Source organism: Yersinia sp. FDAARGOS_228 (genome assembly GCF_002073315.2).
Classification (GTDB): domain Bacteria; phylum Pseudomonadota; class Gammaproteobacteria; order Enterobacterales; family Enterobacteriaceae; genus Yersinia; species Yersinia intermedia.
The window spans coordinates 2,637,036-2,661,810 of sequence record NZ_CP020409.2 but is presented as its reverse complement, the minus strand read 5'-3'; the positions used below and the strand labels follow the sequence as shown (position 1 = coordinate 2,661,810).

Genomic DNA, 24,775 nt, shown 5'->3' with positions numbered 1-24,775 from the left:
TGAAAAGGTTTTATCAATTAACCCGATGAGAAAAGTGACGACCCAGTTAGCTCAAACCTCAGTTTAGAGCAGCTTGCAACAATGCTGTTTGTATCAAAAAGTAAGATGCGAAAATCAATTTCACTTTATTCAATCATAGGATGAGAAGCGATCATTCGTAGGATATTTCTGGTATTAATTGTAGGAAGCGGTGTAATAGTGCACGATAATTAGCTTAGAAAAAATAACACATTATCACTATAAATTAGCAAGATAAAAAAACCTTAGATAACAACACGTTTTGCGAATAGCAAATTAACAAATTTAAAGTAAGTCCAAAAGTGTTTCATTAAACTTTTTTTATAATTTTTTTATAATTTGACTAAAAAAGTTAGCATTGGGGGTTATGTTTCACACTCCCACCATTACATGATCTTTTATTCCATATCCATACGGATTTATAGTTGTTTACTCTGCACTTGAGCGGTTAACTCAATATGCTGCCTACTTATTCTACTATAATTTATTTTTCTAGCGTTGATTTTGAGAAAAAATATTTTAGTTATACAATTTACAGCAATGAAGGTGTGGGAAGAGAGCGAGTCACTTCACAATCAATTTCTATACTTATTATTTACCACAGATCAATAACTTCTATTTGTCCACATACGTGAATAGATAGTCATTAATTATCCACAACCTGATTGTCAGAATTGGATGTTTTTCTTTCCACCAAAAAATTTATTATAGGGGGTCGAAATGTTTTATTGCAATATAGAAACAATGGATAATTACTTTCGATACGGTTTGTTTATCTTACTTGAAGAGGCTCTGGCAAAGAATCATGTACAACAACCAGCAATCCTCGCAGGCAACCTGAGTGAAGAGACTGAAATAGTATTTATTGATGCAGACTCTAATGCTTTTTATCAGACACTTGAGCAAGCTTGTTGTTTAAAACGAAATGAATCACTCACTATTTTTATTATTTTAAATTCCCAAAATACGTTCTTACTGAGGAATGTCGAGCCGAATACAGTCTCTGGGATTTTCTATAAAACAGACGAAGAAGTTGAAATCGTTAGCAAAATAAGTCAAGTATTGAAACTGTGTGCGAAAAAGGATGCATCGTTAACGCCATCAATTGAATGGCCTGTATACACAGGGTTTCATTCTGAGCCATTCACTTCAAATGAATCTATTGTTCTTGAGTTGTTGAAAAGAGGGTTTTCGGGGAGTCACATCTCACGGATCTTAGGTAAAAGCGAAAAAACAGTGAGTCATCATAAACGCTCAGCTATGAAAAAACTGGGTGTGCAAAATATTGTGGAGCTTTTCCGCCAAATCCATTGATGAGAGGAAGTGTTGATGTATCTGGTCAATACGTCTGAAATAGAAAAGAATACATATCGTACACATGACATATATGGTTTTCTCGTTGGTGATAATATTCTCGTAAACATGCAACATGGCGTTGTGTTGCGCTTCACCCATTACGGAGTACGCCAGTGCCGTTGCGATGTTGGTACCGTTATGTTTGGAGAGACGGAGATACGATTACTGACTTATTTATTGCTTAATGCCGACGGGAAGATTGCTAATTATAATGGTGTTCTGATGTCAGTATGGGAGGATAACGGATTAGTATCTTCGTATAAGCGATTGAGCCAAGTGGTACAGAGTTTAAAAGGGAAATTATCCCAGTCTGGTTTGCCCAATGACTTTATCCGCACTGTCAGAAAACAGGGGTATTGTATTGAGGGGCACGTTATTATCCCACTGTACTATCATGTGAACAGTTAAATAGTATAAATATGCTTCTAATATGCCAGCGATAATGTTCACATGATTTATTTAACTCATATTAAAATAAAACACAGACAAAATCCTAAGTTATTTTAGCTTGGATATTGATGAGAAGTCACATTTAATTATAAAAACCAGTAATATCTCTGATGGCAAAGATTGTTAATTTTTGCCATCAGAGATATTTAATCGTTAATGATAATCTTTGTTCAAATATAATAAATATCAGTGTGGGCAAACCTGGCGACTGAACGGATAAAGCAAAAAGGCTGACGCATTTGGTGAGCAACACGTTAATGACACCAGTAAATTTTAGTGTGACCGCAGAAAACCATGCGAAACCTAAAATTTACACTCCGACAAGAGAAACTATCAAAGACGTTTTGAGTGAATTCGTAGAACAATTACCAGGCTATTTTTAAAATTATGATAATAAGAGGCATTATGATGGATTCGCTCCTCCGCACCGATTATATAACTGACGATACCCGTAAGTTCCATGATCTCATCAATGTATACCCCCGTTTTGCGGCATTTTGGGACGGGGAGAAAATGGATTTGAATGTCAGAAAGTTGAATACTGCGATAACCACAATGAGCCACGGAGAGCAAATCATGGCACAATTTTTTGTATCTCTCTGGCTCGGCTCTAACGGTAATCATTTTGATATTTTTGACGCAGCAGCCGTACTCGATAAAAATGAGCTGATAGCCATTGCGAAATGGTTAGCCGATCCGTTTTGGCCTTAACATCGTAACCGCCGATATCCGCTGGGTGTGGGGACTACCTACAGCGCTGACATTACCTATGCCAATCTCAAGCAAATTTATCTGATAACAACGGATGAGATGTAACATCTCAGATGGCATACTGAATAATTTTCTTTTGGATAAAAAACTGGGGAAACAAGGAGAAAAAGAGAAGTGATGGCGGAGGAGGAGAGATTCGAACTCTCGAACGGTTACCCGTCGACGGTTTTCAAGACCGTTGCCTTCAGCCACTCGGCCACCCCTCCGCAACGAGCCGAACTATAAACAGAGCGCTGCTGCTTGTAAAGCCTGTTTGTGCTTAATTGCCCAAAAAATCCGCTAGCTGATTGTCGAGTGCTGAATTTATCGTCATCCCTTATGCTAACTGGCCATTAGCCGTACAACAGCCTGTTTATTTACTCCCTCACAGATGACACCTCGCCGAATAACAGCAGAGACTTCTTTGGGGTAGTGGAAAATATTTGCTAAATTAGCAGCCGTTTTATTGACTGGATTACCGAGGTTGTATGTTGGAGTTTGAAGGCCGGGTTATTGATACCGATGCACAGGGTTACCTGAAAAACAGCGCCGACTGGAGCGAAGCTTTAGCGCCAATACTGGCTGAACAGGAAGAGATTATACTCACTGAACCGCACTGGGAAGTGGTGCGCTTTGTGCGTGCTTTTTATCAAGAGTTCAATACATCACCCGCGATCCGCATGCTGGTAAAGGCCATGGCACAAAAATATGGCGAAGAAAAAGGTAATAGCCGATATCTGTATCGTTTATTCCCCAAAGGGCCAGCAAAGCAAGCAACCAAAATTGCAGGGTTACCAAAGCCGGTTAAATGTATTTAACCGCAGATAGCCATATTTAACGGCGGATAGCTCTGCTCCGGCACCGCTCGTGGGTTAATAGCGAATGTTAAATTTCTCAAACGCGGTGGTCGGATAAGGTTCCGTCAGCAGGCGATCCACCCGCGCGCCGCGCGGCCCTCCTTGTTTAATCCACTCTAGCAGGTGTTCAACCGCATGTTGCTCACCGTAAGCCACCACTTCCACACTGCCATCATCACAATTTTTAGCGTAACCCGTCACACCTAACTCTTGCGCCTGACGTTGCGTGCTATAGCGGAAACCCACTCCCTGAACAACACCATAAACATAGGCAGCAGTGCATACTTTTGGCATATCGACTCCCCATCTACGTGATTATTTGCATTTTCCGGCTCATACTCCGACAATACCGCTCTTTTTTCCTAGCTGGCAGCAACCTAATTATGACCGTACGCCTGATTCTTGCCAAAGGACGTGAAAAATCCTTACTTCGTCGCCATCCATGGATCTTCTCTGGGGCCGTTCAGCGCCTTGAGGGAACTGCCCTACCTGGCGAAACCCTCGATATCCTTGATAGCCAGGGTAAATGGCTGGCGCGTGCCGCCTACTCCCCTGAATCACAAATTCTGGCACGAGTCTGGACGTTCCAACAAGATGAAGTTATTGACCGCGAGTTCTTCATCCGCCGCCTACAGCAAGCGCAGAGCTGGCGTGACTGGCTGGCAAAGCGTGATGGTTTGAACGGCTATCGCCTGATCGCCGGTGAGTCTGATGGCTTGCCAGGTATTACCATAGACCGCTTTCAGAACTTTCTGGTATTGCAGTTACTGTCGGCCGGCGCTGAATATCAGCGGGAAACGCTGGTTAGCGCCTTACAACATTGCTACCCGGAATGCTCTATTTATGACCGCTCCGATGTCTCTGTGCGCAAAAAAGAGGGCTTACCCCTGACGCAAGGGACCATCAGTGGTGAAATGCCCCCTGCGCTACTGCCAATCACTGAAAACGGCATGCAATTGTTGGTTGATATTCAGCAGGGCCATAAAACAGGGTTTTATTTGGATCAGCGCGATAGCCGCCTTGCGGCGCGTAACTACGCCGATGGTCGCCGTGTTCTGAACTGCTTCTCTTATACCGGTGCCTTTGCTGTCGCGGCGCTGATGGGGGATTGTAAGCAAGTTATCAGCGTTGATACGTCACAAGCCGTGCTGGATATAGCCAAACAAAACATTGAACTCAACCAGTTGGATTTGAGCAAAACCGAATTCATTCGGGATGATGTGTTCCAATTGCTGCGTAATTACCGCACGCAAGGGGAAAAATTTGACATGATCATTATGGACCCACCGAAGTTTGTGGAGAACAAAAGTCAGTTGGCTAGTGCATGTCGGGGCTACAAAGATATTAATATGTTAGCGATACAATTACTGCGCCCAGGGGGGATCTTGTTAAGCTTCTCCTGCTCCGGTTTGATGCCAACAGATTTATTCCAGAAAATTTTGGCCGATGCTGCGTTAGATGCAGGGCATGATATACAATTTATAGAACAGTTCCGTCAGGCAGCGGATCACCCGGTTATCGCGACATATCCAGAAGGTCTGTACCTAAAAGGGTTCGCGTGCCGGATAGTATGACTTGAAATGCCCTACACTGCCCTCATATAGAAGGCAGAGTAATGTTTCTCAGGAGGTTATCATGATCGCCAGCAAATTTGGTATTGGGCAGCAGGTCCGCCACAGCCTACACGGCTATTTGGGTGTGGTGATTGATATCGATCCTGAATATTCTCTTGAGCCACCGGAACCTGATGAGGTCGCAAATAACGATATGTTGCGTTCGTCACCTTGGTATCACGTGGTTATTGAGGATGATGAGGGGCAACCGATACATACCTATCTAGCTGAAGCACAGCTAACCTATGAAGATATGGATGCTCACCCAGAGCAACCTTCATTGGATGAACTGGCGGCGTCCATCCGCCATCAGCTACAGGCTCCGCGTTTGCGCAACTAATTACTGATAAAGCCCGGCATTGATTGCCGGGTTTTTTATCGCCAAATTAAGCCGCGCCCTTGTATCACTGTTTTTCTAATTCCAGGCGCGGTATTTCAATCTTCGGGCACCGATCCATCACTACCTTTAACCCTGCATCTGCCGCCAGCGTGGCTGCCAACTCATTAATCACACCAATTTGCAGCCATAAAACTTTGGCACCGATAGCAATAGCATCTTGCGCGACGCCGTATGCGGCCTCGGCATTACGGAAAACATCCACCATATCGATAGCATGAGGAATATCTGCCAGTTCCGCATATACGTGCTGGCCCAATAATGATTTCCCCGCCAACTTAGGGCTAACAGGCGTGACTTGATACCCCTGCTGTAGCAGATAAGCCATAACACCATAACTTGGCCGCGATGGGTTATCACTCGCCCCGACTAATGCAATTGTTTTTACCTGTTGGAGAATATCAGCAATGTCTTTATCGTGCATTTTTCAGTTCCTCTGATGCGCTAAAAGAATATCCCAATCCACTTGCTGCCGGATGGATACCACCAATATTAGGCGATCCTCTAAGTGTACATCATGCGAAAAAAGGATCATAAATGCGGTCAGGCCGATTGGATTTAAGGGATATAGCAGTAAGTACTGTTAGAATGTGGGTTTTATCCTTATAATTCATCAGGATAAAAACGCCACATTTATACTAAATATGTCAAAAAGTAAATAAGTGTGGGCGAACGGAAAGACTTTGACACATAATCTAGCCTGTCTGACAATGTACGCGGATATCACCCTCAGGAGCAGCACATGAAATTTGGTCTGGTGGTTGCAGGGATTCTGGCCGTTTGCTGTAGTGCTTCAGCGATAGCCACGACCTTAAAACTCGCGCCGGAAATTGACCTGTTGGTGGTCGATGGGAAAAATATGTCGGGTTCCTTACTAAAAGGTGCCGATAGCCTGGAGTTAAACAGCGGCCAGCATCAAATCCTGTTTAAAGTGGTTAAACCACTCCCAGCCGACCCGAAAGTGTTGTACGCCTCTCCGCCATTAGTAGTGGTGTTTAATACCCGCAACGTCCGTTCTGTCGCCATAAAATTGCCAGCAATTGATACCGAACGAGATGGGAATAAATTTTCTAAGAACCCAGTGTATCAGCTCATTGGCGATAACGGCCGCCCGCTATCTGTGCGCCACGATGTATTACATCAGGAAAACCTCAACACGGCGACCACACTTGAAAAGGCTATGGCCACTTATAATGTTGGGCAATTCAGTGCCTCAGTCCCCTCTTTTGCCACCATCCCGCCGTCAACGGTGAGTGCGGTGCCGGGGACCACAATTGCTGTGGCGGGCACGAATACCACACAGAACACCACCAGTCTGCAAGGTGAGAATATTGCCGAACAGATGCTGCAATATTGGTTCTTGCAAGCTAACACCGAAACTCAACAACGTTTTCTGTTATGGGCTAAAAAAAAGCAGGCTAAATAATCCGTTGACGATAAGGCGGTTCTTAAACATCAGGTTATGCTTGTTTCCTCGCATTTCTTTACGTTACCGCTATGCACAAAATCTCTGTTTCAGTAATCTGTTAGCAAACCGCTGGCATTTATTGAAGGATATTTTGATGGAACTGACTACCCGCACTATTGCGGTACGCAAGCATATTGCCCTTGTTTCCCACGACCACTGCAAAAAATCGCTGCTGGAATGGGTTATGGAAAACAAACAACTTTTGTCACAGCATGAACTTTATGCGACAGGTACCACTGGGAATCTGGTACAAAACGCAACCGGCATTGACGTTCACTGTCTGCTCAGTGGCCCAATGGGGGGAGATCAAGAAGTGGGTGCGCTGATATCTGAGAAAAAAATCGATATTTTGATTTTCTTCTGGGATCCGCTTAATGCTGTGCCGCATGATCCCGATGTGAAAGCCCTACTACGTCTGGCGACAGTCTGGAATATTCCAGTCGCCACCAATCGTTCTACCGCAGACTTCTTAATTGGCTCGACCTTGTTCAGCCGCGAAGTCACTATCGCTATCCCTGATTATGATCATTACTTAAAACAACGACTGAAATAAGCATTAAGCCCGGTGCTACATTATGGGTCAGACCAAACCACCGGGCTTAATGTATTGGACGATAGCCCGCTAGGGTTTACGCTGAACTGGAACACCTAACTCACTAAGTTGCTCAACAAAAATAGAGGGTTTGGCTGTATCTTGCAGTAACCAGACCTGATGCTTCGCACGCGTTATTGCGACATACAATAAACGCCGCTCCTCCGCATCGGGGAAATCTTCCGGTGCCGGTAACAGAACGTCTTCCAGAATTGATTCCCGTGCAACTGCTGGAAAACCATCATTTCCTTCATGCAAACCGGCAACAATCACATAGTCTGCCTGCTGCCCTTTGCTAGCATGAATAGTCATAAAATCGATCGTCAGTTTTGGCCAGCGCGTTGCCGCTTTTTGCAAAATCTCAGGCCGCAAATGATGATAGCGGGCCAAAATCAGAATACGTTCATCATCCTTAACAAAACCGCTTAATTTATCCAGCAGCGTTTCAAGTTGTTGGTCCGGCAAGATAATGACTGACTTTTTGTTACCTTTACTCAAGCTGTTAAGTGGCTTTTTCAATTGATGTGGGTTTTGCTGAATAAACCGGTTCGCAATTTCACCGATCCTGTCATTAAAACGATAGGTGGTATCCAAGGCACATTCCGCCCCTTCACCAAAGTGCTGGCTAAAAGCCGTGGTGAGAGAAAGCTGGGCGCCACTAAACCGATAAATCGCCTGCCAATCGTCACCTACTGCAAACAGGCAGGTTTGTTTATTTTGTTTGCGCAGAGCTGCCAACAACATGGCGCGTTGTGGTGAGATATCCTGAAACTCATCAACCAGAATATGCTTCCACGGGCTGACAAAACGCCCTTTATCCAATAAGTTAACTGCCTGATGGATCAAACCAGAGAAATCAACCGCCCCTTCTTCTTTCAACGCCGTTTTCCACGCTTTCAATAGTGGAGCCATTAAGCGTATACGCTTTTGGAAGAGATCACGCACTTCTTCATCAGCTTGCTCAATCATTTCGGCTTGACTGCCACCGTGCATTCGCATCAGCCCTAACCAACGCTCCAGCCGCCCCGCCAATCTGGCTGCCAAGCGTTTATCTTGCCAAAACTCACCTTCATCAACCGCCCACTCAAGCTCATCCGTTAGCCACTCACGCCACCCTTTAGCCTGCGCTTTTTTCTCACTGCACTGCTGTTGCCAATTTTTAATCAGTAACGACCTTCTGGCCTGACTATCTGATTCCAGTTTACTGATTATTGGCGTTTTACGGCTGCCTTGCTGGATAATCTGCAATGCCAGTGCATGGAAGGTTTTAGCCTGAATATCATCCACAGCTAACCGTTGCTTAATGCGATGATTCATCTCATCAGCCGCCTGGCGGCCAAATGCGAGCAGTAAAATCTGCTCTGGTAATGCCTCATTACGGCGTAACAACCAACCAGCACGGGCCACCAGCACTGATGTTTTACCACTCCCGGCACCGGCCAGAACTAATACCGCGTCTTCGCCGTTGACCACCGCACGGCTTTGCGATTCATTTAGAGGAGAGGCTTCTACACTTTGGAAGAAATCTTGATGCTCCTCCAACATTCGGTTGGTCCATTGTTGATTCCGGCGCTCCACACTGCGACTGCCTTGCTGCAACCAGCGCAAACAAAGCTCATAGTCTGCACGACAGGACTCAAACTCGGTTAAGCGCTGTACCGGTACCGGTAATGAGGCGAAAGCCTCACGGATGGACTGCTGCACCAACCCTAACTCACTGCGCTTAAACCATTTATCCTGTTGTTCAATTCGCTTGATTGATTCCACTTGTTTATGTAAAACCTCAACACAAACCAGGCTCATCTCTTCACTCCATTGCTGCCAGATGCCCAGTAAATGTTGATAGAAACGTTGAGTTTCCTGCCATTCAGTACCATGTAAACGGACAACTTGTTGGTCTGGCAATTCAAATTCCAGTTCGCCCCAGACAATACCGCGCTTACATTCAATGTTAACCAACTGGTTAAAAGGAATCAGGTACTGATGTTTATCACCGCATACTTCGATGCCAGCATTGAGCAAGCGCACCCGATTGTAAGGATGCTGAGCCAAATGCTTGCCAAAAGATGTCGCTTTAAGTTCCATAACTGCGCGCCATAACTCGTATTAAGTGAATTGAAATAACACCATGGAGTGTAAATAAAATAATTGAGTTTAAACAACAGGTATCCGATAGTTGACAAAGGAAACTAACCCGCCCTATTGGTATAGAATGGTTAGCATTTGTTATCACTCACCCGCGTTGCGGTTTTTTTATTCAGCTAGGCAGATAAATCACTATGCGTACTGTACTGAATATTCTTAATTTTGTTTTAGGTGGTTTCTTCACCACACTGGGCTGGCTATTAGCCACAGTCGTCAGTGTCGTTCTGATTTTTACCTTACCATTAACTCGCTCTTGCTGGGAAATTACCAAATTATCATTTCTGCCTTATGGCAATGAGGCGATCCATGTCAATGAATTATACCCAGAAAAAAGTAATGCTCTGATAACTGCTGGCGGTTCTTTACTGAATATTGTCTGGTTTATTTTATTTGGTTGGTGGTTGTGTTTATCCCATATCGTCACTGGGATTGTGCAATGCGTAACCATCATTGGGATCCCGGTCGGTATTGCCAATTTTAAAATTGCTGCTATTGCTTTGTGGCCTGTGGGCCGCCGTGTCGTTTCAGTCGAAATGGCGCAGCAAGCGAGAATGGCTAACGCTAAACGCCAATATCAGCAACGCTGAATTTTCAGTTTTAGAGGTTTTTTGTGCTCACTTTCGTCACTGGTTTACGCCGTTATGTCTACAATAGTAGCCTGCTTTATCATGCCCGTATTTTTATCGCGTTGGTGGGAGTAACGGCAGTTCCGTGGTGGATTGGCCAGCCCAAACTGACCATTCCACTAACACTTGGTGTCGTCGCAGCAGCACTGACTGATCTTGATGACCGCCTGGCTGGGCGGTTACGTAATTTATTCATTACGCTGATCTGTTTTTTTATCGCCTCCGCCTCTATTGAGCTGTTATTTCCTTATCCCTGGTATTTTGCCTTCGGCCTAACCTTTTCAACCTGTGGTTTTATTCTGCTAGGTGCCTTAGGACAACGCTATGCAACCATTGCCTTTGGTGCATTGCTCATCGCTATCTACACCATGCTAGGCACCTCGATGTACCATATCTGGTACCAGCAGCCGCTATTACTGCTGCTCGGTGCCGTTTGGTATAACGTACTGACCTTGTGTGGGCACCTTATTTTCCCTATCCGCCCCTTGCAGGATAATTTGGCCCGCTGCTATCAGCAGCTTGCTCACTATTTGGAAGCAAAAGCTAATCTCTTCGATCCTGATATCGAATCAGATGTCGACCAGCCTCTTATTGATGTTGCGATGGCCAACGGCACACTGGTATCAACCTTGAATCAGGCCAAAGCCTCGTTGGTCACTCGCCTGAAAGGTGACCGGGGCCAGCGTGGAACCAGGCGGACACTTCACTACTATTTTGTCGCGCAAGATATTCATGAACGGGCCAGCTCGTCACATGTTCAATATCAGGTTCTTCGAGAAAAATTTCGTTACAGTGACGTCCTATTCCGCTTTCAGCGCTTACTGAGTATGCAAGCCAGAGCCTGCCTGCAACTTTCGCAATCTATCCTGATGAGACAAAAGTATCAGCATGATCCTCGCTTCGAGCGAGCCTTTACTTTTTTAGATGCGGCACTGGCCAGAGAACTCGCGCAAAACGAGAATATCCCGCAAGTTAAAGCCCTTTCCCACTTACTGAGAAATTTACGGGCCATTGATGCCCAATTAGCGGGGATTGAATCCGAACAAGTATTAGCCGAAGGCCCGCAACCTGAGAGCCGCCTGTCTGACGACCACATTACCGGATGGAGTGATATCAAGCTGCGTATCAGCCGCCATCTCACCCCACAGTCCGCACTCTTCCGCCACGCAGTTCGCATGTCAGTGGTGCTGTGTCTCGGTTATGCGTTTATTCAATTTACTGGCATGCGCCACGGCTATTGGATCCTGTTAACCAGCCTTTTTGTCTGCCAGCCTAACTATAATGCGACACGCCGCCGCCTTGCGTTACGCATAGTTGGCACGCTGGCGGGTATCCTTATTGGCCTGCCTATCCTCTATTTTGTGCCGTCCATTGAAGGGCAACTTATTCTTATTGTCATTACTGGCGTGCTATTTTTTGCTTTCCGCAATGTTCAGTATGCTCATGCGACAATGTTTATTACCCTACTGGTTTTGCTCTGTTTTAACCTATTAGGGGAAGGATTTGAAGTTGCCGCGCCTCGGGTATTTGATACCCTGTTAGGCTGCGCCATCGCCTGGGTAGCGGTGAGTTTTATCTGGCCAGATTGGAAGTTCCGTCAGCTCCCTGCGGTGGTCCATAAAACACTGGGTGCCAACTGCCGCTATTTAGATGCAATTCTGGTGCAATACTATCAAGGTAAAGATAATAGCCTGCCTTACCGTATAGCCCGCCGCGATGCACATAATTGCGACGCGGAGTTAGCCTCAGTGATTTCAAATATGTCTGCTGAACCTAAAAATGACAAAGAAACTCAGGAAGCAGCATTCCGATTGCTCTGCCTGAACCACACTATGCTGAGTTATATATCCGCGCTGGGTGCTCATCGTGAGAAACTGAGCAACACCGCCACCCTGAATCTGCTTAATGACGCAATTTGTTATGTCGAGGGTACACTTGAACAAGAACAGCCTGACGGTGCGAAAATGGCACAGGTGCTAGCCAGCTTATCTACCCGGCTACAGAACTGTAATCCTGAGCCGGAGAGCAAAGACCAATTGGTTTTACAACAAATAGGTTTATTGCTTGAACTGTTACCCGAACTCAGCGAACTCAATAGGCGTATCGGCCAGGCTAATTAAGGTTGGGGCCATTTACCTATTGGCCCCTTACGCTGTTTCAAACTGCGTAATGTTGGGCGAGTGGATATGTATTTCAAACCATTCAATAAGCTCACTACGCATCAATAAGGGCAGCACAGCATAATGATGGCCACTTATCGCTCCAGCCAGTGCCAATAAGACATTAATCCCAAGTGAGCACTTTAACGCACGTAATTTCAGATAACAGCGTTTGGCCCCCTCACGCCGCAGCTCTGCCGCATTTTTGATACCGACTTTCCACAATAGACGTTCAAGACTGGCGCTGAGATTTGGTAAATCCTTCAGACGAACTGTTGGTCCTTTTTTGCTTAAAACCTCAGCTTTCGCCCCTTGATAAGCTCGCGTAGCGAAATGACTTAGTGTGCACTCATCCTCCCAGAGCGTAGAGTCAACCCAATAATAACGCAGCAATACCGGTAACCCACGCTTAGCGTAGACAAGGTTACTCATCCCCCGACTACGAAATAGATTTTCTATCTTATTATTAGCACGTAAATACAATTCACCATCCGAAACCACAGCAAACATAATGCCATTCGCCAACAGCCCATATCCGCCAAATTGCGAGCGAACTGTGATCTTGCCTAAAAAATCAAAACGCCCCTGCGCTTGTATGATTTTGTTTTCTGATGCGGTTTCCATGACTACTCCTTTAGTAAAAATCCGATCTAACGTCCCTATTCAATTGCAATAAGTGTAAGAGGAACAACCAATTAAAAAATACGCAATATGGATTACCTAGCCAAACACAAAATGAATTTGCAGGTATTTACATCACAATTATGCGAAGCGTCTTGTAAAAATTTAGTTGATCTTCGAACGAACAGTGACTACTGTATATACATACAGCACACTACAGGCGAGGTTCATAATGCGTACTCAATCACTAAAACCTTATCATGCTAATTATCACTCCCTTGTTAGCCGTGAAACACCGGAACGAGTTGATGCTCCAACAGATAGTGGCCTTATCAGTGAACTTGTGTACAGTGAAAACCAGCCTGCGGTAACCCAGTTATTGCTTCCTTTATTACAACAACTGGGTAAGCAGTCTCGCTGGCTTTTATGGCTGGCTCCACAGCAGAAATTAAGTCGTGTGTGGTTACAGCATTCAGGGTTACCAGTAGATAAAGTTGTTCAGTTAAGGCAAATCAATCCATTGTCGACTGTTGATGCAATGGAGAAGGCATTATTGACGGGGAACTACAGTGTCGTTCTTGGTTGGCTACCGGATTTGTCAGAAAATGATCGGATTAGATTACGTTTAGCAGCAAAGTTAGGGAATGCCTATGGGTTTGTTATGCGTCCGTTGAATGACATAAAACTGAACCAAGGACAGTGCGCAACGTTAAAAATTCATTCTTCTTTGTATCATTAAGTAAATTTAGGATTTATCCCATGAATTATTACAATATTTAGCGCTTAGTCCTGCAAAACCAGCATAAAGCGAGTCGGAATGCGGCTTGTAGCAAAAAACAACACCCCTAAAAAGCTGGTTTTTACCGCTAAATCGTTAAAGATAATGCACTATTTCGCCTTTTTTTCAGGCGGTTTATCACATCACACTTGTAACTTTCTCGCCACGTTGTAGACTTTACATCGCCAAGGTTGCTCTAAAACGCCAAATTATACTGGCAGCGTGATTAACGGGAGCGTTAAAACCTTGGCGAAGAATTTTAACCAAGGGCTTAGCTTTTTAAAGCTCATTGCCTATTTGGATGATAACGAGGCGTAAAATGAAAAAGACAGCTATCGCATTAGCAGTGGCACTGGCTGGTTTCGCTACAGTAGCGCAAGCCGCACCGAAAGATAACACCTGGTACACCGGTGGTAAACTGGGCTGGTCCCAGTATCAAGATACTGGCACTGGCGGTATCTATGGCGACGTTGGCAACGATGGTCCTACCCATAAAAACCAACTGGGTGCTGGTGCGTTCTTGGGTTACCAAGCAAACCAATACCTGGGCTTTGAAATGGGATACGACTGGCTTGGCCGTATGCCTTACAAAGGCGACGTAAATAACGGCGCATTCAAAGCACAAGGCGTACAGTTGGCTGCTAAACTGAGCTACCCTGTTGCTCAAGATCTGGACCTGTACACCCGTCTGGGTGGTATGGTTTGGCGTGCAGATTCTAGCGCTTACGATGCTCCTACTGATACCCGTTCTAGTAACCATGACACCGGTGTTTCTCCACTGGTAGCACTGGGTGCAGAATACGCATGGACCAAAAACTGGGCAACCCGTATGGAATACCAATGGGTTAGCAACATCGGTGATAGAGCTACCGTTGGTGCTCGTCCAGACAACGGCATGCTGAGCCTGGGTGTTTCTTACCGTTTCGGTCAAGATGATGCAGTAGCACCAGTAGTTGCTCCAGCACCAGCTCCAGCTCCAGTTGTTGACACTAAGCGTTTCACTCTGAAGTCTGACGTGCTGTTCGCTTTCAACAAAGCAACTCTGAAACCAGAAGGCCAGCAAGCTCTGGACCAACTGTATGCACAACTGAGCTCTATCGATCCTAAAGACGGTTCTGTAGTTGTTCTGGGCTTCGCTGACCGTATCGGTCAACCAGCTCCTAACTTAGCTCTGTCTCAGCGCCGTGCTGACAGCGTGCGTGATTACCTGGTTTCTAAAGGTATCCCTGCTGACAAAATCACCGCTCGCGGTGAAGGCCAAGCAAACCCAGTGACTGGTAGCACCTGTGCTACTGTGAAACCACGTGCTGCTCTGATCGAGTGCCTGGCACCAGATCGTCGCGTAGAGATCGAAGTTAAAGGCTACAAAGAAGTTGTAACTCAGCCACAGGCTTAAGTTTACTCCTTTTGTAAAAAACCCCGCATTGCGGGGTTTTTTTTTGTCATTAATGATAGTAAACCCATTAATATCTCTATTATTAATGGGTTTACTTCATCTCTGATCAGATTCATGCCAAGACAGGTTAGATCTCTTTACCGAGAATATCCTGTAAGTCCTGTTTCAAAGATGACATCTGGTTGGCATATTTCTCTTTGCGCTCAGCATCTTCAATTAACTGCACCACTGTATCTGACAAGGTACCGCCACGGCGCCGGGCTAGAGCAGCCAAACGCTGCCAAACCAGAAATTCCAGATCGATAGATTTTTTGCGGGTATGCTGATGTTCGGCATTAAAATGGCGCTTACGCCTGGCGCGGATAGTCTGCTTCATCCGAGTCGCCAGTTGCATATTCATATGTGCGTCAATCCACTCCAACACCTTTACTGGTTCACTTTCCAGCTTCAGCAGCTGCTCTACCGCGTCCGTAGCTGCACTGTTTTCAATATGGCGAGTAATGGCTTCACCTTCACGGTGTTTTTTTACCAAATACGCCCATTTCCAACCACTTTCCAGATTTTCCAGTTGTTGATATTTCATCGTGAGCTCTTTAGTGACCGTGTAACTTAAATCAAGCATAACAGTTTTATGCAGAATTTCACCCTACTAAAAGCATATGATTAGTTTGTTTTTTGTACGGAACACTGCCGATGTCTTACTCCTTGCGACCAACTACCACTCTACGTATATGCAGCCTGCTTTATTCTTGTATAATCGCCCTTTCCCTTTTTGACGATTGCATCTATTACTTTGACCAATAACCGACTTGAATGGCAGTCACTACTGCCGAACACAACGCCTTATGAAGCGTTATTTGCTACGGCCTCCCAGTTGGAGCCGGTTTCTTTCTCGGCGATTCAGCCCCGGTTAGAGAATGGCATGACGTTGTTTTGTCATCCTCAATCTCAACCGCGTTTTATGCTGATTAAAGCACAGGAGAGTACTGAGTATCTGGCACTGATCGCGCAGGTAGTTAAAGAGCTGCAACCTGAAGCCTCTGCCGTGTTTGGTGGCGATTATCAGGTTGATGGCAACCTAGTGACCTGGCAGCCGGCACAACGTGGTGACGAGCCTTTTGCGGCCCGTTCACGCTGCCTCTATCAGGAATGGGTAGAACCAGAACAACTGTTTGGTTGTGTTAGATGGCATAAAGATCAAATCAGTCTGCAACCTGGCTTGGTTCATCAAGCTAATGGCGGCATATTGATCCTGTCAGTACGGGCATTACAAGCTCAACCACTGATGTGGCTGCGCCTGAAACAAATGATTGTTCAGCAACGCTTCGATTGGTTGTCACCTGATGAAACCCGCCCTCTGCCAGTACATATTCCCTCGATGCCACTGGACCTACGCCTGATTCTTGTTGGCGACCGTCTGGGCCTTGGCGATTTCCACGATATGGAACCCGAGTTAGGGGAATTGGCTATCTATGGCGAGTTCGAAGTCGAACTGCCACTGGTCGATATCGATGGTATGACCCTATGGTGTGGTTATATCAATGCGTTATTGCAAAGAAAGCAGTTGCCATCCTTATCTGCCGATGCCTGGCCAGTTCTGTTTCGTCAGGCGGTGCGCTACAGCGGTGATCAGGGCAGTCTGCCACTGTGTCCGCAATGGTTAACCGGTCACTTAGCCGAAGCGGCGCTATATGCTGAAGAAGCCTCAATAACCGCCAATGCGCTGGAAGTTGCACTGAATGCCCGTGACTGGCGCAATAGTTATCTTGCCGAGCGGATGCAAGATGAAATTGAGCTAGGGCAGATTTTGGTTGATACCGAAGGCCTGGTCGTCGGCCAGATTAATGGCTTGTCGGTACTGGAATACCCAGGCCACCCTTATGCCTTTGGCGAACCTGCACGTATCAGTTGTGTGGTTCACTTGGGTGACGGCGAATTTGTTGACGTTGAACGTAAAGCGGAATTAGGCGGTAATCTACATGCTAAAGGCATGATGATTATGCAGGCATTCTTGATTTCGGAATTGGAACTTGATCAGCCGCTGCCATTCTCGGCCTCGATTGTTTTTGAGCAATCCTATGGTGAAGTCGATGGCGATAGCGCCTCACTGGCCGAGCTTTGCGCCTTGATCAGCGCCCTTTCGCAGCAGCCGATAAACCAGCAAATTGCGGTCACCGGCTCGGTTGATCAGTTTGGTAATGTGCAGCCTATTGGCGGCGTGAATGAAAAGATCGAAGGCTTCTTCGAAGCTTGTCAGCGTCGCGGGCTGACGGGCACACAGGGGGTGATTCTACCCACGACCAATGTCCGTCATTTATGCCTGAATCAGGCGGTAGTTGAGGCAGTGCAAAATGGTCAGTTCCATCTCTGGGCCGTTGATAGCGCCGCTGAAGCACTACCGTTATTGACAGGTATGGTGTATGCCGACGAGCAGCAACCCAGCCTGTTAGGTATAATTCAAGAGCGAATCTCACAGGTTAATCCGCAGGACAGACACCGTTGGCCATGGCCATTACGCTGGCTAAACTGGTTCAACCAGGGCTGATCGGACTTGCTCAGCGTACAGGTGTACGCTATTCTGCGCACTTCACTAAAATAAGGCTTACTGAGAACATGGTAGATAAACGCGAATCCTATACAAAAGAAGACCTTGAAGCATCAGGCCGTGGCGAACTGTTTGGCGCTGGCGGACCACCATTGCCAGCAGGCAATATGTTAATGATGGACCGTGTCGTCAAGATGACTGAAGACGGCGGTACCTATGGCAAAGGTTATGTGGAAGCGGAACTGGATATCAATCCAGACCTATGGTTCTTCGGTTGCCACTTTATCGGTGATCCTGTCATGCCTGGTTGCCTGGGCCTTGATGCTATGTGGCAATTGGTTGGTTTCTATCTTGGCTGGTTAGGTGGCGAAGGCAAAGGCCGCGCGCTGGGTGTCGGTGAGGTGAAATTCACCGGCCAGATACTGCCTGATGCCAAGAAAGTAACATATCGTATTAATTTTAAACGCGTTATTATGCGTAAATTAATTATGGGTGTCGCGGACGGTGAAGTATTGGTTGATGGCAAAGTGATTTACACTGCCACCGACTTGAAAGTGGGTCTGTTTAAAGATACCAATACTTTCTAAAATATTGTTCTGTTATCCCTGTGCAGGGGCAGTCACTCCCCTGCACCATAATAATGATGCCCAAAGGCATTTTTTTTAACTCAAGTGACTACAATAAGTGTAGTCACTTGTTGGGTTTTAATTTTCAGCCCATGCTCAGCCAAAAACACAATCATGATGTGAGGAATGGTATGCAAAGAACCTGTCTTGAAGATATGCCCTGTCCGGTTGCCCGCGCTCTTGAACGCGTCGGTGAATGGTGGAGCATATTAATCATCCGTGATGCCTTTCAAGGGTTAACACGCTTTGATGAATTTCAGCAAAGTTTGCAGCTATCCCCCACTATCCTCACCCGTCGCCTAAAGTATCTGGTGGAAAGTGGGATCCTTGAGAAGCGACTATATAATCCGCGCCCTGCCCGTTATGAGTATTTATTGACTGAGCGTGGTAATGATTTCTTCCCCGTGATGGCGGCACTATTCCACTGGGGTAATCAGCATTTTGCGCCACTTGGCCCTGCGGTGATACTCGCAGATCGCCGTACTGGAAATCCAGTAGAGGCCATCTTACTGGACAGAAATACCGGGCAACCTATTCAGGCACAAGATGTCACTCTTGCGGCAGGCTCCGTCAAGAGCGATATAATTAATCAACGGTTGGCACTGATGCATGGCAAACAATCAATCGATACCCGTCAGCAGTCCCACTCAATTAAGTCTCAAAAGGAAAAACGATGAATACGCGCCGTGTAGTAATTACAGGAATGGGTATGGTTTCCCCATTAGGCTGTGGTAGCGAAACTGTTTGGCAACGTCTGCTGGCAGGGCAATCCGGCATCCGTGTTCTGCCGGATGAGATTGTCGGTGATTTGCCAGCCAAGATTGGTGGGCAAGTTCCTACACTTGATGCAGACTCAGCAGCAGGCTTTGATCCTGATAAAGCTGTAGCGCCAAAAGATCAGAAGAAAATGGATCGTTTCATTGAGTTTGCGATGGCGGCGGCAGATGAAGCTATCACCCAAGCCGACTGGCATGCCGACAATGCAGAAAAACAGGAACGTACCGCTACGGTAATTGGTTCTGGTATTGGGGGGTTCCCAGCAATTGCTCATGCAGTACGCACCACCGACACTCGTGGGCCAAAACGCCTTTCCCCTTTCACCGTGCCTTCGTTTTTGGTGAATTTGGCTGCGGGTCATGTTTCTATTAAGCATCATTTTAAAGGGCCGATTGGCGCACCCGTCACCGCTTGTGCGGCGGGAGTGCAAGCTATTGGTGATGCAGTGCGGATGATCCGCAACGATGAAGCGGATGTTGCCCTATGTGGTGGCACTGAAGCCGCAATTGATAAGGTCAGTTTGGCTGGTTTTGCGGCAGCCCGCGCGCTATCAACCGGCTCTAATAGCACACCTGAAAAAGCCTCCCGCCCCTTCGACAGTGCTCGTGATGGCTTTGTGATGGGGGAAGGTGCCGGTTTACTGATTATTGAGGAGTTAGAGCATGCTCTCGCACGTGGCGCACAACCATTGGCGGAGATTGTCGGCTACGGTACCAGTGCCGATGCCTACCATATGACTTCTGGTGCTGAAGACGGTGATGGCGCATATCGTGCAATGAAGATCGCTTTGCGTCAGGCTAAAATTAAACCGGAACAAGTTCAGCATCTTAATGCGCATGCAACCTCAACCCCGGTGGGTGATATCGGTGAAATCAATGCGATTAAACACTTATTTGGTGAGAGTGCTACCTTAGCCATTACCTCAACCAAGTCAGCCACCGGGCATTTGCTGGGAGCGGCTGGCGGATTGGAAACCATCTTCACGGTACTGGCGTTGCGTGATCAAATCGTGCCAGCCACTCTGAATTTGGAGAATCTGGATCCTGCGGCCGAGGGGTTGAATATCGTGGCAGGTAAAGCTCTTCCTCATGAGATAACTTATGCGCTGTCAAATGGCTTCGGTTTTGGTGGCGTTAACGCGAGTATCTTGCTAAAGCGCTGGATTGAATAGTTTGATATGAGTCCCGATGAGTTGACACCAGTCAATGATTCGGGTGAGCGAATGCAGCCAACAACGCTGCGACGCCAAGTAACACTGGTATTACTCAAAGTAATTGGTGTTGCAGCTAGACGGCAAATGAGTGAGTCCCGATGAGTTGACACCAGTCAATGATTCGGGTGAACGAATGCAGCCAACAACGCTGCGGCGCCAAGTACGAAGAGTAAAAATGAAAACCTCCGCAATATGCGCATAAAGCGGAGGTGATCCCTTAGTCTGACAGAGAGCCGCTTAAGCGGTCACAGCCCTGTCCTCCATGGCTTGTCGCCAACCTCCTAACCAATGTGATCTGGCGTCTAAAGCTTGATAGGGACAAATTTCCCTTGAACGCCCTGAAATACCTGCTTGATATCCGCGTGACAATGCCCTTTCCAGGCGATCTCTTTTCTGTCTCTTCATGCCTCGTTTCCCTCATCTTTCGGTCTGGTGGAAAGAAAACAGTGACCACTTTATGTGCAGCCACAATTAAGTGATAGACCTTAGGAAACAGAAAAGCAATGCGCAAAATTCACGCCAATGTCATATTTGTGAGCTATGCACGCTGAATTTGCTAAGTGGTTGATTTGGGGGCAACTGAAGACAATTTGTTGATATTAAACAAAAAACCCTCTTTCGCTGTAATTTTTCATTAGCAACGAAAGAGGGTTTAACTGATATTAGATTAAATTAGAACAAAATATTACTTAACGTTTTGTAACTGAGCAGCAATAGCTGTGGCCTCTTGCTGCCAACCCTGCGCCAAGGTACGGATCAACGCATCGTAACCGTCTTCACTCTGTTTAAGCTCGAGATCGAATGGCTGCTTAATCAACTGCCCCTGATGTTTCAGTATCCACACACCACGAATGATGGCACGACCATCATAGCGGCCATGGAAGCCGGTTACAGTCACATTGAGGACGTCCTGATCGCTATCCAGTGGTTGTGAAGAGACCAGCCAACCCGGCAGCGCATTACTCAGATTGGTTACCAAGGTTTGCTGCAACTGTTGATCCAACGGACTGGCCCAAAGGTTGTTACTGGCAATGACATACTGCACATCGTTGGTTTGATACACCACCCCTGTCGCAGCCAGATAATCAGCGACACCAACATGTTCAATCCATAGCTGTTTTGAGGCAACACTACTACTGGCCGTAGCAGGAGCGCTAAGAGCCGGTAACTGATAGTAGGTTTTGCCGGGTTCGCTACTGCAAGCGCTGAGCAACAACGCTGCGAGAACTGCCATCCATTTCATCATTTTTTGGCCTTCTTAGGCTGGGGATCCTGACTTCCTGCCGCTTCAAATACCAGTGCGTTGCTCTTCTCGTTTAGCGTACGCAATACCGGCTGTAATTCACGCAAGACCTGATCTAACCGTTGCATATCACCCACCATCTTGTTGTAAGCCGGTGAACCTGGCTGGAAGCCTTTCATGCTGCGATTCAACTCATTCAGCGTTTTTTGCAGATCTTTTGGTAGATCCTGCATCGCAGGGCTGGAGGTAATTGCCGTCAATGCAGCCAAGGTTTTCTGAGTTTCACGCATCGTTTTCTGACTTTCAGCCAGTGTCTTCGTGACTTCGTTCACCATTGGATCCAGTGGCAGACTATTAATCTTATCCAGCGTTTGCATCAGTTTCTGCTGAATTTGCGCTAAACCACCGCTGACGGTTGGCAGCAATGGATAGCCCGCCACTTCTAGCGGCCCTTTCCACGGTTTGGCATCTGGGTAGAAATCCAGATCAACAAACAGCGCGCCTGTCAGCAAATTACCTGACTTCATCGATGCACGTAGCCCGCGCTCTTTCGCTGTTTTCAATATTTGCGCAAAATTGGTATCCGGGCCTAAATCATCGCGGAAACGGCCTGGTTCAATGCGAATAAGTACAGGTATACGGAAATCATTATCTACCCGCTGCCTCATGCCTTCAGTGAAGAACGGTACATCTGCCACAGTACCCACACGAATGCCACGGAACTCTACCGGTGCACCAGACTGCAAACCACGCACAGAATCAGAGAAGAACAACAAGAAATCTTCATGTTCCGTGAACAGAGAATTTTGAATGCTGCTGCGATTATCAAACAGTTTGAATTCAGCTTTAGCTGCTGTGATTGGCTTGCCCAGATCAGAACCATCAGGCACATCGAAACTGACGCCACCACTGAATAAGGTTGCCAGCGATGCCATCTCAACTCGCATTCCTTGTGATGAGAGATCGACTGCAACACCACTGTCCTTCCAGAAACGAACATTGCTGGTGACCAGACTGTCATAAGGCGCACCAATAAATAACTGATAACGCATTAAGCGTGATTTGGCATCAAAGGTACTGGTTTCTACCGACCCGACGCGATAGCCACGGAACAATACCGGATCCCCTGCATTCAACTGCCCAGCCTGTTCGCTATCCAGCATTATCCGCACCCCTTTGGCATCAGGTGAGGCCAGCGGCGGGGAATCCAATAAGGTGAATTCATTTAATGACTTACCTTTGCTACCGGGTTGCAGCTCAATATAAGCACCGGAAAGTAGCGTTCCCAGGCCAGACACACCTTCACGGCCAATCTGCGGTTTCACTACCCAGAAAACCGTATCGCCATGTAACAGGGTGCTCATGCCTGAATTGAGCCGCGCTTGCACGATAACATGTTTCAGATCCTCGCTCAGCGTGACCTGTTCAACGATACCGACATCCACACTGCGGCTCTTGATTTTAGTTTTACCCGCATCAATGCCTTCAGCATTCAGTGTGGTCAACACCACTTGTGGCCCCTGATGGCTGAAATGATAAAATAAAATCCATGCGCCAATCAGTACCGTGACAATCGGGATGATCCACACCGGGGACCAGCGCTTGATTTTTTCAATTTCCGCCACATTCTGGCTGGGATTATTGTCCGTCACCTTGCGGCTCCTTTTTGGTTGATTCACTTATTCGATCCCAGGTTAAACGGGGATCAAAGGTTAATGCAGAAAACATTGTCAGAACCACTACCATGGCAAATAGCAGTGCACCAATCGCCGGGTAAATACTCATCAGTTGCCCAATACGGACTAATGATGAGAGCACCGCGATAACAAAGACATCGATCATTGACCAACGGCCAACAAACTCGACGATTTCATAAATAAAATGCATCCGTTCAGTATCGGTATTCCCTTTTCCTTTTCCTTTCCCTTTTGCATCCCAACACAGCCAGCCAATCGCTAACATTTTTAACGATGGCACCATGATACTGGCGATAAAAATCACCATAGCCACGGGGTAGGAACCTTCGCTCCACAAGAAAATAACCCCGGACATAATGGTCGAACCCATTTGATTCCCCAGACTTTCGGTAATCATAATCGGCATCAGATTAGCTGGAATATAGAGCAGAATCGAGGTAATCAGCAGCGCCATCGTCCACTGCAAGCTATTACGGCGGCGAACGTAGCCATGAGTATGGCAGCGCGGGCATTGCACCTGGGATTGCGGCAAAATTGCGGTACAACAAGAACAGGACCGCAACCCCTGACTCAAACCAGTACGGCCCGTAATCAACGGGAACTTCAGTTCGGGGGCTGGGGCAATATCCTGCCACATCCAATGACGATCGACACATTGGAAAGCACGGACTTGTAACAGACAAAATAGGCAATAGGGAATAAAACTACTGCCAATGCCGATTTCGCCATACGCCATCAGTTTGACAAAACTCACCAGCACACCGGCGAGGAAAATCTCAACCATGCACCAGCTTTTAAATTGGAATAATACTCTCGCTATTACCGCTTTCAAGTGAGCAGGCATCCGCACCCGTAGACAGAGCAGAATAATGGCTACCATACAGAATGCGGGTATCAACTGAACCAGCACCATAAATAACGTTGCCATACTGGTATAGTTATCTGACACCATCACTTGAGGTATTTGAAACAGGGTAATTTCGCTGGTGATCCCGGCCACACGCATGTTGACGAACGGGAACATATTAGCCAGCACCAGCATAAATAATGCGCTCAGTGCGTATCCTACTGGGCGTTTACGTGGTTCATCCCACCGAGCAGTCAGTGTGGTTTTGCAACGCGGGCATACCGCTTTGGTGCCATAAGGCAGGGAGGGTAAGGCCACTGACATGTCGCACTGCCGGCACAGGATGACATTCCCTGACTGCCCGCCGTGTTTAGGCTCAATAACAGAATACAATATCTATGTCCTTGCGGCTGGCCTGTATATCCCTTCATCTTTCAACATGCAGATGGTTGGCTGTTCTGTTACTCCACCATCCATGGATCTCGCCTCGTTGAGGCCACTGCAAGCGACCTTCCCGCACGTTGAAATCTATTGGGTCTTGTTGAATGCCGTTCTATCAAAAGACATACTATAACAATAGACATAATATCGTCTTGCATGT

General features: G+C 46.7%; 25 protein-coding genes and 1 tRNA gene. 16 read left to right on the top strand and 10 right to left on the bottom strand.

Annotated elements, in window-relative coordinates; all coding sequences use genetic code 11:
• Positions 1-738: 738 nt before the first annotated feature.
• The 3 genes from A6J67_RS12185 (at position 739) to A6J67_RS12175 (ending at position 2,535) form a co-directional block, all read left to right on the top strand.
• The gene (locus A6J67_RS12185) at positions 739-1,332 is read left to right on the top strand and encodes a helix-turn-helix transcriptional regulator (protein ID WP_050074557.1); all 594 of its coding nucleotides are present in this window, start codon (positions 739-741) and stop codon (positions 1,330-1,332) included.
• 15 nt (positions 1,333-1,347) lie between these two features.
• Positions 1,348-1,782, top strand: coding sequence for a winged helix-turn-helix domain-containing protein (locus A6J67_RS12180; protein ID WP_050074558.1), 435 nt, complete (start codon positions 1,348-1,350; stop codon positions 1,780-1,782).
• 447 nt (positions 1,783-2,229) lie between these two features.
• The gene (locus A6J67_RS12175) at positions 2,230-2,535 is read left to right on the top strand and encodes a hypothetical protein (protein WP_050074559.1); all 306 of its coding nucleotides are present in this window, start codon (positions 2,230-2,232) and stop codon (positions 2,533-2,535) included.
• Positions 2,536-2,713: 178 nt separating this feature from the next.
• Here A6J67_RS12175 and A6J67_RS12170 read toward each other — a convergent pair.
• Positions 2,714-2,801 (bottom strand) — tRNA-Ser (locus tag A6J67_RS12170).
• 261 nt (positions 2,802-3,062) lie between these two features.
• Between A6J67_RS12170 and tusE the strand changes: the two genes are divergently transcribed.
• A complete protein-coding gene (gene tusE / locus A6J67_RS12165) occupies positions 3,063-3,392 on the top strand; it encodes a sulfurtransferase TusE (RefSeq protein ID WP_005184582.1) in 330 nt (109 codons plus the stop codon).
• Between the two features lie 54 nt (positions 3,393-3,446).
• Here the strand turns inward: tusE and yccX are convergent, their stop codons facing one another.
• Positions 3,447-3,725, bottom strand: a complete 279-nt coding sequence (gene yccX / locus A6J67_RS12160) for an acylphosphatase (protein WP_042568207.1) — start codon at positions 3,723-3,725, stop codon at positions 3,447-3,449.
• Positions 3,726-3,814: 89 nt separating this feature from the next.
• Here yccX and rlmI point away from each other — a divergent pair, with 89 nt between their 5' ends.
• Both rlmI and hspQ read left to right on the top strand, forming a co-directional pair.
• Positions 3,815-5,005 carry a 23S rRNA (cytosine(1962)-C(5))-methyltransferase RlmI gene (gene rlmI / locus A6J67_RS12155; protein ID WP_050297101.1) on the top strand — a complete coding sequence of 397 codons (1,191 nt, stop codon included), beginning with the start codon at positions 3,815-3,817 and terminating at the stop codon, positions 5,003-5,005.
• Positions 5,006-5,066: 61 nt separating this feature from the next.
• Entirely contained in the window at positions 5,067-5,384 is a 318-nt protein-coding gene (gene hspQ / locus A6J67_RS12150; protein WP_005184587.1) for a heat shock protein HspQ, read from the top strand.
• Positions 5,385-5,448: 64 nt separating this feature from the next.
• On the opposite strand, the gene A6J67_RS12145 is transcribed toward hspQ, so the two are convergent.
• Positions 5,449-5,865, bottom strand: a complete 417-nt coding sequence (locus tag A6J67_RS12145; protein ID WP_042568209.1) for a CoA-binding protein — start codon at positions 5,863-5,865, stop codon at positions 5,449-5,451.
• 318 nt (positions 5,866-6,183) lie between these two features.
• Between A6J67_RS12145 and A6J67_RS12140 the strand changes: the two genes are divergently transcribed.
• Both A6J67_RS12140 and A6J67_RS12135 read left to right on the top strand, forming a co-directional pair.
• The gene (locus A6J67_RS12140) at positions 6,184-6,867 is read left to right on the top strand and encodes a DUF2057 family protein (protein WP_005184591.1); all 684 of its coding nucleotides are present in this window, start codon (positions 6,184-6,186) and stop codon (positions 6,865-6,867) included.
• 136 nt (positions 6,868-7,003) lie between these two features.
• On the top strand, positions 7,004-7,462 hold the full coding sequence (locus tag A6J67_RS12135; protein WP_032906145.1) for a methylglyoxal synthase: 459 nt from the start codon (positions 7,004-7,006) through the stop codon (positions 7,460-7,462).
• Positions 7,463-7,531: 69 nt separating this feature from the next.
• Here the strand turns inward: A6J67_RS12135 and helD are convergent, their stop codons facing one another.
• Positions 7,532-9,586, bottom strand: coding sequence for a DNA helicase IV (gene helD, locus A6J67_RS12130; protein WP_042568210.1), 2,055 nt, complete (start codon positions 9,584-9,586; stop codon positions 7,532-7,534).
• Positions 9,587-9,780: 194 nt separating this feature from the next.
• On the opposite strand from helD, the gene A6J67_RS12125 reads away from it, so the two are divergent.
• Both A6J67_RS12125 and yccS read left to right on the top strand, forming a co-directional pair.
• The gene (locus A6J67_RS12125; RefSeq protein WP_005184597.1) at positions 9,781-10,233 is read left to right on the top strand and encodes a YccF domain-containing protein; all 453 of its coding nucleotides are present in this window, start codon (positions 9,781-9,783) and stop codon (positions 10,231-10,233) included.
• Positions 10,234-10,256: 23 nt separating this feature from the next.
• Complete coding sequence (gene yccS / locus A6J67_RS12120; protein ID WP_042568211.1) at positions 10,257-12,392, top strand: YccS family putative transporter; 2,136 nt, start codon at positions 10,257-10,259, stop codon at positions 12,390-12,392.
• Between the two features lie 27 nt (positions 12,393-12,419).
• Here yccS and A6J67_RS12115 read toward each other — a convergent pair whose 3' ends face one another.
• Positions 12,420-13,055, bottom strand: a complete 636-nt coding sequence (locus A6J67_RS12115; protein WP_042568212.1) for a TfoX/Sxy family DNA transformation protein — start codon at positions 13,053-13,055, stop codon at positions 12,420-12,422.
• Positions 13,056-13,284: 229 nt separating this feature from the next.
• On the opposite strand from A6J67_RS12115, the gene sulA reads away from it, so the two are divergent.
• Both sulA and ompA read left to right on the top strand, forming a co-directional pair.
• On the top strand, positions 13,285-13,791 hold the full coding sequence (gene sulA, locus A6J67_RS12110) for an SOS-induced cell division inhibitor SulA (protein ID WP_005184600.1): 507 nt from the start codon (positions 13,285-13,287) through the stop codon (positions 13,789-13,791).
• Positions 13,792-14,149: 358 nt separating this feature from the next.
• The gene (gene ompA / locus A6J67_RS12105) at positions 14,150-15,226 is read left to right on the top strand and encodes a porin OmpA (protein ID WP_005184601.1); all 1,077 of its coding nucleotides are present in this window, start codon (positions 14,150-14,152) and stop codon (positions 15,224-15,226) included.
• Positions 15,227-15,353: 127 nt separating this feature from the next.
• On the opposite strand, the gene matP is transcribed toward ompA, so the two are convergent.
• Positions 15,354-15,809: a macrodomain Ter protein MatP gene (gene matP / locus A6J67_RS12100; RefSeq protein ID WP_042568213.1), complete on the bottom strand. Its 456-nt coding sequence runs from the start codon at positions 15,807-15,809 to the stop codon at positions 15,354-15,356.
• Between the two features lie 210 nt (positions 15,810-16,019).
• Between matP and A6J67_RS12095 the strand changes: the two genes are divergently transcribed.
• From A6J67_RS12095 to fabF, 4 genes are all read left to right on the top strand, one after another.
• Complete coding sequence (locus tag A6J67_RS12095) at positions 16,020-17,771, top strand: AAA family ATPase (RefSeq protein WP_042568214.1); 1,752 nt, start codon at positions 16,020-16,022, stop codon at positions 17,769-17,771.
• 68 nt (positions 17,772-17,839) lie between these two features.
• Positions 17,840-18,358, top strand: a complete 519-nt coding sequence (fabA, locus tag A6J67_RS12090; RefSeq protein WP_005184607.1) for a bifunctional 3-hydroxydecanoyl-ACP dehydratase/trans-2-decenoyl-ACP isomerase — start codon at positions 17,840-17,842, stop codon at positions 18,356-18,358.
• Between the two features lie 170 nt (positions 18,359-18,528).
• Positions 18,529-19,074, top strand: coding sequence for a winged helix-turn-helix transcriptional regulator (locus A6J67_RS12085; protein ID WP_032906219.1), 546 nt, complete (start codon positions 18,529-18,531; stop codon positions 19,072-19,074).
• Positions 19,071-20,345, top strand: coding sequence for a beta-ketoacyl-ACP synthase II (fabF, locus tag A6J67_RS12080; protein ID WP_105165833.1), 1,275 nt, complete (start codon positions 19,071-19,073; stop codon positions 20,343-20,345). The genes A6J67_RS12085 and fabF overlap by 4 nt, the downstream gene beginning before the upstream one ends.
• A gap of 279 nt (positions 20,346-20,624) precedes the next feature.
• Here fabF and rmf read toward each other — a convergent pair whose 3' ends face one another.
• The 4 genes from rmf to pqiA form a co-directional block, all read right to left on the bottom strand.
• Positions 20,625-20,792, bottom strand: coding sequence for a ribosome modulation factor (rmf, locus tag A6J67_RS12075; RefSeq protein ID WP_005170911.1), 168 nt, complete (start codon positions 20,790-20,792; stop codon positions 20,625-20,627).
• A 280-nt stretch (positions 20,793-21,072) separates the two neighbouring features.
• A complete protein-coding gene (gene pqiC / locus A6J67_RS12070) occupies positions 21,073-21,633 on the bottom strand; it encodes a membrane integrity-associated transporter subunit PqiC (RefSeq protein ID WP_032906150.1) in 561 nt (186 codons plus the stop codon).
• Positions 21,630-23,282 carry an intermembrane transport protein PqiB gene (pqiB, locus tag A6J67_RS12065; RefSeq protein WP_042568215.1) on the bottom strand — a complete coding sequence of 551 codons (1,653 nt, stop codon included), beginning with the start codon at positions 23,280-23,282 and terminating at the stop codon, positions 21,630-21,632. The genes pqiC and pqiB overlap by 4 nt, the downstream gene beginning before the upstream one ends.
• On the bottom strand, positions 23,269-24,567 hold the full coding sequence (pqiA, locus tag A6J67_RS12060) for a membrane integrity-associated transporter subunit PqiA (protein WP_080608177.1): 1,299 nt from the start codon (positions 24,565-24,567) through the stop codon (positions 23,269-23,271). The genes pqiB and pqiA overlap by 14 nt, the downstream gene beginning before the upstream one ends.
• Positions 24,568-24,775 lie beyond the last annotated feature (208 nt).